Here is a 7,276-nt window from a genome sequence, read left to right on the forward strand (position 1 = left end):
ACCGACCCGAGGGAAGACCGTGCCCAACTGCCGGGGGATACTGCGCTGATGCCGACGGAACCCAGCACCAAACCGGCCGCGGGGCGCGGCGCACCCACGAAGTTCGGCGCGGAGCTCGCCTTCCGCTCGGCGGCCACGGCCGCCGGCGGGATCATCGTCGCCGCCATCGCCCTGATCGCACTGTTCCTGCTGATCCGGGCGTGGCCTTCGATCATGGCGAACAAGTCGAACTTCTTCACCACCACCGAGTTCAACGTCAAGGACGAGAACAACCTGCACTTCGGCATCAAGGACCTGTTCATGGTCACGGTGCTGAGCTCGGTGTTCGCGCTCGCTATCGCGGTGCCGATCGGTGTGGGCATCGCGCTGTTCCTGACGCAGTACTCGCCCAAGGCGCTGGCTCGGCCGTTCTCGGTCATCGTGGACCTGCTCGCGGCGGTGCCGTCGATCGTGTTCGGTCTGTGGGGTCTGCTGGTCGTGGCCCCCAAACTGAGTCCCTTCCAGGACTTCCTGAACAAGAACCTGAACTGGTTGTTCCTGTTCGCCGACGGCAATGTCAGCATCGCCGGTGGCGGCACCATCTTCACCGCGGGTGTGGTGCTCGCGGTGATGATCCTGCCGATCATCACCTCGGTCAGCCGTGAGGTCTTCGGCCTGACCCCGCGCTCGCAGATCGAGGCGGCGCAGGCGCTGGGCGCCACCAAGTGGGAGGTCGTGCGACTGACCGTGCTGCCGTTCGGCCGCTCGGGCGTGATCGCGGGCTCCATGCTCGGCCTGGGCCGCGCGCTCGGTGAGACCATCGCGGTCCTGATCGTGCTGCGCACCTCGTCCAAGGCCGGACACTGGTCGCTGTTCGACGGCGGCTACACCTTCGCCTCGAAGATCGCCTCGGCGGCTTCGGAATTCAGCTCGAAGCTGCCGACCGGCGCCTACATCGCCGCCGGCTTCGTGTTGTTCGCTCTGACGTTCATCGTCAACGCACTGGCCCGGCTGGCGGCCGGCGGGAAGGTCAACGGATGACCACCACACTCGACAAGCCGATCAAGGCCCCGACCTTCCGGCACGTCAGCGTCGCCCGCCGGCTCAAGAACAATGTGGCCACCGGCCTGGTGTGGCTGTGCTTCGCACTGGCCCTGGTGCCGCTGCTGTGGGTGCTCTTCGTGGTGCTCCAGAAGGGCGCGAAGGCCGTCGCCTCGCTCGACTGGTGGACCAAGTCGCAGAACGGCGTGCTGCCCGATCAGCACGCGGGCGGTGTCTACCACGCCATCTACGGCACCATCGTGCAGTCGGGCATCGCCGCGATCATCGCGGTGCCGCTCGGCATCATGGCCGCCGTCTACCTGGTCGAGTACGGGCGCGGCTGGCTGGCCAAGACCACCACCTTCATGGTCGACATCCTGGCCGGTGTGCCCTCGATCGTGGCCGCGCTGTTCATTTTCGCGCTCTGGATCGCGACCCTCGGCAACCCGCAGAGCGCGTTCGCGGTGTCGCTGGCCCTGGTGCTGCTCATGCTGCCGGTGGTGGTGCGCAGCACCGAGGAGATGCTCAAGCTGGTCCCGGACGAATTGCGGGAAGCCTCCTACGCTCTCGGTATCCCCAAGTGGAAAACCATTGTGCGGATCGTGATTCCGACCGCCGCGCCGGGCATGATCTCCGGCATGCTGCTGGCCGTCGCCCGCGTCATGGGTGAGACCGCGCCGGTGCTGGTGCTGGTCGGTTATTCGAAGGCCATCAACTTCGATGTCTTCAACGGCAATATGGCCTCGCTTCCGCTGCTGATGTACCAGGAGCTGTCGAACCCGGAGCCCGCCGGCCGCGAGCGCATCTGGGGTGCGGCGCTGACGCTGATCCTGATCATCGCGCTGCTGTACCTCGCCGCCGCTGCGGTCAACAAGCTGCTGACGCGGAACCGATAGAAGGAAAAGACTGATGGCCAAGCGAATTGACGTCAAAGACCTCAATATCTACTACGGCAAGTTCCACGCCGTCGCCAACGTCGGTCTGACGGTGCTGCCGCGCAGCGTGACCGCGTTCATCGGCCCGTCCGGCTGTGGCAAGTCGACCGTGCTGCGCGCGCTCAACCGCATGCACGAGGTGACCCCGGAGGCCCGCGTCGAGGGCGCGGTGCTGCTCGACGGCGAGGACATCTACGGCGCCCAGGTCGACCCGGTCGGCGTGCGCCGCACCATCGGCATGGTGTTCCAGCGGCCGAACCCGTTCCCCACCATGTCGATTCGCGACAATGTGGTGGCCGGGCTGAAGCTGCAGGGCATTCGCAACAAGTCCCAGCTGGACGAGGTGGCCGAGCAGTCGCTGCGCGGCGCCAACCTCTGGAACGAGGTCAAGGACCGGCTGGACAAGCCGGGCGGCGGCCTGTCCGGTGGTCAGCAGCAGCGTCTGTGCATCGCCCGCGCCATCGCGGTGTCGCCGGACGTGCTGCTCATGGACGAGCCGTGTTCGGCCCTGGACCCCATCTCCACGCTCGCGATCGAGGATCTGATCACCGAGCTGAAGAAGGAGTTCACCATCGTCATCGTCACCCACAACATGCAGCAGGCCGCGCGCGTGAGTGACCAGACCGCGTTCTTCAACCTGGAGGCGCAGGGCAAGCCGGGCAAGCTCATCGAGATCGACGAGACGGAGAAGATCTTCTCCAACCCGTCGCAGAAGCAGACCGAGGACTACATCTCGGGTCGCTTCGGATAAACAACCGCAGGCTCCACTGTCTCTCCGAGCCTTCCGTGCACAGCGGAGAGCAGTGGTCTGTCGTGCACGCGTGTCGCCGGTTGGCAGCCGAACCAATTTCGGGGTTACCCGGGGAGTTACCCCGGCCGGCACGAAGTCAGTTCTCACGATCCATTCGGCGTCAGGAAGCGGTCCGGTCCAAAAGACTGGGCCGCTTCTTTTGTTGGACCCGACTCCACCGGAATATGCCGTAGGTCATATCCAGCCGATGCGCCATTGTGTGCAACTGTCGGTAACAGGTAATCTCACCTCGTTGGTAAACCGATCGGTTTAGTAAGGAGGTGTCGGATGACCGTCTCAACGGCGAGCCCGGAATCCGGACGGACCGCGGCGGGACTGCCGCAACGGGCCAAGGTGGCGGCCCTGATCGCCATCTGTCTCGCGGAACTGCTCGTGGTCCTGGACAACACACTGGTCAATGTGGCCCTGCCGTCCATGGCCGTACAGCTGCAGGCCGACATGAGCGGACTGCAGTGGATCGTGGACGCGTTCACCCTGGCCTTCTCCGGCCTGCTGCTCGCCATGGGACACCTCGGCGACCGGTACGGACGACGGCTGTTCATGATCATCGGACTCAGCGGCGTCGCGGTCATGTCCGCCGCCGGCGCGCTCTCCTCCGGCCTCGGACAGGTCATCGCGGCCCGCGCCGGCATGGGCGTCTTCGCGGCCGTGGTCTTCCCGGCCACGCTGGCCCTACTCACCAATATCTTCACCGCGGCCCGCGAACGGGCCGCGGCCATCGCGCTGTGGACCGCCATGGCCGGCATCGCCGTCGCCATCGGGCCGACCGTGGGCGGCTGGCTGCTCGAGTACTTCTCCTGGCACTCGGTGTTCTGGATCAATGTCCCCGTAGCGCTGGTCGGCATCGCGGCGGTCCTGGCCACCGTGCCGGAATCCCGTGCCGACCACGTGGATCGGCTCGACCGGATCGGAATCCTGCTGTCCCTGGCCGGTATCACCGCCCTGGTGTGGTCCATCATCGAGGCCCCCAAGCACGGCTGGTTCGTCACCGAAAGCCTTGCGGGCTACCTGGTTTCGATCGCCCTGCTGTCCGCGTTCGTGGCGTGGGAGCTGCGCGTGCCGGCGCCGGTGCTGAACATGCGGCTGTTCCGCGATCGCCGCTTCGCGCTGCCGTCGCTGGCCATCACGGTGTCCTACTTCTCGGCGTTCGGCTTCCTGTTCCTGATCACCCAGTACTTCCAGGGCGTGAAGGAGCTCTCGCCGCTCGAATTCGGCATCCACTCACTGCCTTTCGCGGTGGCGGTGGGCTTCGGCGCGCCGATCGCGACCATGCTGGCGCAGCGGGTCGGCACCACGGCGATGCTGGTGTCCGGGCTGCTGATCCTCGCGCTGGCCATGTACATGGCGGGCCGGACCACCGTCGACACCCCTTATCTGGGACCGGTGGTGGTGTCCATGATCCTGATGGGCCTGGGCTTCGCGGTGGTACAGGGGCCGGCGACCGAATCCATCATGGGCGCGGTGCCGCTGGAAGAAGCGGGCGCGGGCTCGGCGGTCAACGACACCACGCGTGAGGTTGGCGGTGCGCTCGGCGTGGCCCTGCTGGGCTCGATCATGACCTCGGTCTACGCCGGGAAGATCGGCGGCCGCATCGACGCGATTCCCGCGCAGATCATGAACGCACAGCAGAAGGAGCTGGCGGGCAATACGCCCATCAGCATCATCGGCATCGTGAAGGCGCCGGTGAATCCACTACTGGCGCAGGCGAAAGCGGATCTGATCCACGCCATGAAGGTCGCGGCCCTGCAGGGCGCCGAGGCCGCGTCCTATGTCGCGGTCGGCACCCTGGTGGTATGCGCGGTCATCGTGGCCGCGACGCTTCCGTGGCGCCCCGAACGGGGCCGGTCGATCCTGATGGGCTGGCGCGAGTCGGACGAGGACTGATCCGCACCGAATCGAGGGCGTTCCGGGACAGGTCCCGGAACGCCCTCGGTCGTGTCCTAGATGCTTTCCTTCTCGGAGTCCGGGTCGGGCGGCAGCACGCCGGTGACCAGGAAGACGACGCGACGCCCGATCTCGACGGCGTGGTCGGCGAAGCGCTCGTAGTAGCGGCCCAGCAGCGCCACGTCCACGGCCGCGGCCACGCCGAACTGCCAGTCGCGGTCCATGATCAGCGTGAACAGGTGCTTGTGCAGGTCGTCCATCGCCTCGTCGTCGTCGGTGAGCTTGGCGGCCCGCTCGGGATCCCGGGACTCCAGCACCTCCTTGGCGGTGGCGCCCATCTTGACCGCGACCCGGCCCATTTCGGCGAAGTAGCTGTTGACGGCCTCCGGCACGGCGTGCGCCGGGAAACGGCGGCGGGTCATCTTGGCCACATGCAGGGACAGCACGCCCATCCGGTTCACGTCGGAGACGATCTGGATGGCGCTGACCACCTGCCGCAGATCACCGGCGACGGGGGCCTGCAGGGCCAGCAGCGCGAACGCCTTCTCCTCGGCCAGCTGGATCATCTCGGCGATGCGGTCGTACTCGGTGATCACCTGCTCCGCGAGCTCGAGATCGGCATTGAGCAGGGACTGGGTGGCCCGCTCCATCGCCGATCCGGCGAGCCCGGCCATGCCGCCGAGCAGATCGGCGAGCTCGGCCATTTGTTCGTTGTAGATGACACGCATGAGTCAAGACATTAGTGCGCACCGCTGACCAAGTCACCAACTGCGGGTTAACCGTCGGTGCCGGTCGGTTCCAGCGCCGACGCCGCAGTTCCGGCCGGCGGGACGCGCGGTCACTTACACAGGTCGTCCGCGGCGTTCACATGCTCGAGATCGGAGGGGAGTGCGACCGGAGCCGCACTGGGTCCGCCCGAGTCGCTGGGCGTGTCGGGCAGGACCTGGCCGAAGGCGGTGGGCGCCTTCACAGTGCCGGTGAAATCGGAACCGGCAACCACTTCGACAATGCTGCCCAGCCCGCTCGCGGGCTCCAGGATGGCGCCCGGGATGGCGCTGGCAACCGTTCCGGCCTCGGCCTCGTGGCCGTTCGAATAGCGCACCATGGTCTTGGGGGAGGTGCCGTCGGCGTAATTGCCGGTGCTGTAGATCTGGAAGCCCTGCGCGGCCAGCTTGGTCGCCGTGGTGCTCGCGAGGCCCGACGTGAGCGAGCCGTTGGACACCTGCACCGAGACGGTGCTCGGATCGACCGCCATCAACTTGGGTTTGGCGACGGGCGCGGCGCTGCTGCTGGGCGCGGGGTCGGTCTTCTTCTCGCCGGGCAGCGGCTGGTCGTCGATGACGGCGCGGAAGATGGCCTTGATGTCGGATTCGCGCGGGATCTCGTTGCCGTAGGAGGTGGTGCCCGCGGTCGGGACGGTCAGGAAGGTGATGGCCCCGGCCTGCATCTTCTGCATCGAACGGCCCAGTGTCAGCAGGTCTTTGGTGGTGACATTGTCCATGAAGGAGTGCTTGGCGAAGGCGTCGATGAAACCGTTGAGCTTGCCCGGATCGAAGAGCACCTTGCTCGACAACGCGCTGCGCAGCAGCGAGGACAGGAACCGCTGCTGCCGGTTGATGCGGTCGTAGTCGCTGCGCTCCTCGCCGTAGACGTGCCGGGCGCGCACGTAGTCCAGTGCGGTGGAACCGTTCACGACCTGCTTGCCGGGTGTGGTGAGCACGGTGCCGAGGACCTCGTCGACCAGCGGCTTGGTGGTGCACACCTCGACGCCGCCGACCACGTCGACCATGGACTCGAAGCCGGAGAAGTCGATACCGACGAAGTGGTTGATCTTCAGGCCGGAGAGCTTGGTGATCACCTTGGTCAGGCACTTGGGCCCGCCGAGCGCGTAGGTGGCGTTGAGCTTGTCGCCGTCGGCGGCGGGGAACTTGTCGCCGGTGTAGACGGCCTTGTCGTTGTCCCAGCCCTCGCAGATCGGGCGGGAGACGTCGAGGTCGCGGGGGAAGGACACGGCGACCACGCGGGCCCGGTTGGCGGGGATGTTGACCAGCATGACGGTGTCGGAGCGCGCGCCCTCGGCATCGTTCACGCTGCCCGCGCCGAGGCTGGCGTTGGCACCCGCGCGGGTGTCGGTGCCGACGATGAGGAAGTTCTCGTCACCGGTCTGCCCGTCGGCGTCGACGACGTCGGGGGAGTTGTCGTCGAGGGCGGACACCTGCTGGAAGTTGTTGTCCTTGGCCCGCAGATAGCTCCAGCCGGTGCCGGTCACGATGAGCGCGATGACGGCGACCATGGCGAGCGTGACGCGCCCGGCCAGGTGCAGTCGCCGGTTGCGGCGGCGGCGCGTGCTCGAAATCCATTTGGCCGGTGCGGGTCCCACGGCCGCCGGAAGCGCGGTGGTCGGATAGTCGGCGGGCGACTTGACCTTCCGCGCGAGCAATGCCCGGGTGCGGGCGGCCGCGGTCGCCGGGGGTGGGGTGGCGGCGGTGACCGGGGGTAGTTCCTCGGTGACGGGATCCGCGGTCGGGTCGACCGGGCGCGCGGCGCGAGCGGTGCCGGGCGCGTTCACGACCCGGCGCAGGTGGCTGGTATCACGTACGGCCCGCTGGGCGCCGGTGTTCGCCGC

Annotated in this window: 6 protein-coding genes; 4 read left to right on the top strand and 2 right to left on the bottom strand. The window is 67.1% G+C overall.

Features of this window, described 5'->3' with window-relative positions:
• The first annotated feature begins 48 nt into the window (after window positions 1-48).
• From pstC to ON33_RS03490, 4 genes are all read left to right on the top strand, one after another.
• Window positions 49-1,020, top strand: a complete 972-nt coding sequence (gene pstC, locus ON33_RS03475) for a phosphate ABC transporter permease subunit PstC (RefSeq protein ID WP_040854963.1) — start codon at window positions 49-51, stop codon at window positions 1,018-1,020.
• Window positions 1,017-1,916, top strand: a complete 900-nt coding sequence (gene pstA / locus ON33_RS03480) for a phosphate ABC transporter permease PstA (protein WP_040854891.1) — start codon at window positions 1,017-1,019, stop codon at window positions 1,914-1,916. The genes pstC and pstA overlap by 4 nt, the downstream gene beginning before the upstream one ends.
• A gap of 13 nt (window positions 1,917-1,929) precedes the next feature.
• Window positions 1,930-2,706, top strand: coding sequence for a phosphate ABC transporter ATP-binding protein PstB (gene pstB, locus ON33_RS03485; protein ID WP_040854892.1), 777 nt, complete (start codon window positions 1,930-1,932; stop codon window positions 2,704-2,706).
• A 327-nt stretch (window positions 2,707-3,033) separates the two neighbouring features.
• Window positions 3,034-4,650, top strand: coding sequence for an MFS transporter (locus tag ON33_RS03490; protein WP_040854893.1), 1,617 nt, complete (start codon window positions 3,034-3,036; stop codon window positions 4,648-4,650).
• 56 nt (window positions 4,651-4,706) lie between these two features.
• On the opposite strand, the gene phoU is transcribed toward ON33_RS03490, so the two are convergent.
• Together phoU and ON33_RS03500 are read right to left on the bottom strand one after the other, a co-directional pair.
• Window positions 4,707-5,378 carry a phosphate signaling complex protein PhoU gene (gene phoU / locus ON33_RS03495; protein ID WP_040854895.1) on the bottom strand — a complete coding sequence of 224 codons (672 nt, stop codon included), beginning with the start codon at window positions 5,376-5,378 and terminating at the stop codon, window positions 4,707-4,709.
• Window positions 5,379-5,488: 110 nt separating this feature from the next.
• The coding region (locus tag ON33_RS03500) for an LCP family protein (RefSeq protein ID WP_051151594.1) at window positions 5,489-7,276 on the bottom strand (1,788 nt) is incomplete at its 5' end.

The sequence above is a fragment of the Nocardia niigatensis NBRC 100131 genome (assembly GCF_000308655.1).
Lineage (GTDB): Bacteria > Actinomycetota > Actinomycetes > Mycobacteriales > Mycobacteriaceae > Nocardia > Nocardia niigatensis.

Excerpts from the sequence above, each read along its gene's own strand:
- pstC (WP_040854963.1), top strand. The coding sequence starts at position 49 with ATGCCGACGGAACCCAGCACCAAACCGGCCGCGGGGCGCGGCGCACCC.
- pstB (WP_040854892.1), top strand. The coding sequence starts at position 1,930 with ATGGCCAAGCGAATTGACGTCAAAGACCTCAATATCTACTACGGCAAG.
- ON33_RS03490 (WP_040854893.1), top strand. The coding sequence starts at position 3,034 with ATGACCGTCTCAACGGCGAGCCCGGAATCCGGACGGACCGCGGCGGGA.
- phoU (WP_040854895.1), bottom strand. The coding sequence starts at position 5,378 with ATGCGTGTCATCTACAACGAACAAATGGCCGAGCTCGCCGATCTGCTC.
- pstA (WP_040854891.1), top strand. The coding sequence starts at position 1,017 with ATGACCACCACACTCGACAAGCCGATCAAGGCCCCGACCTTCCGGCAC.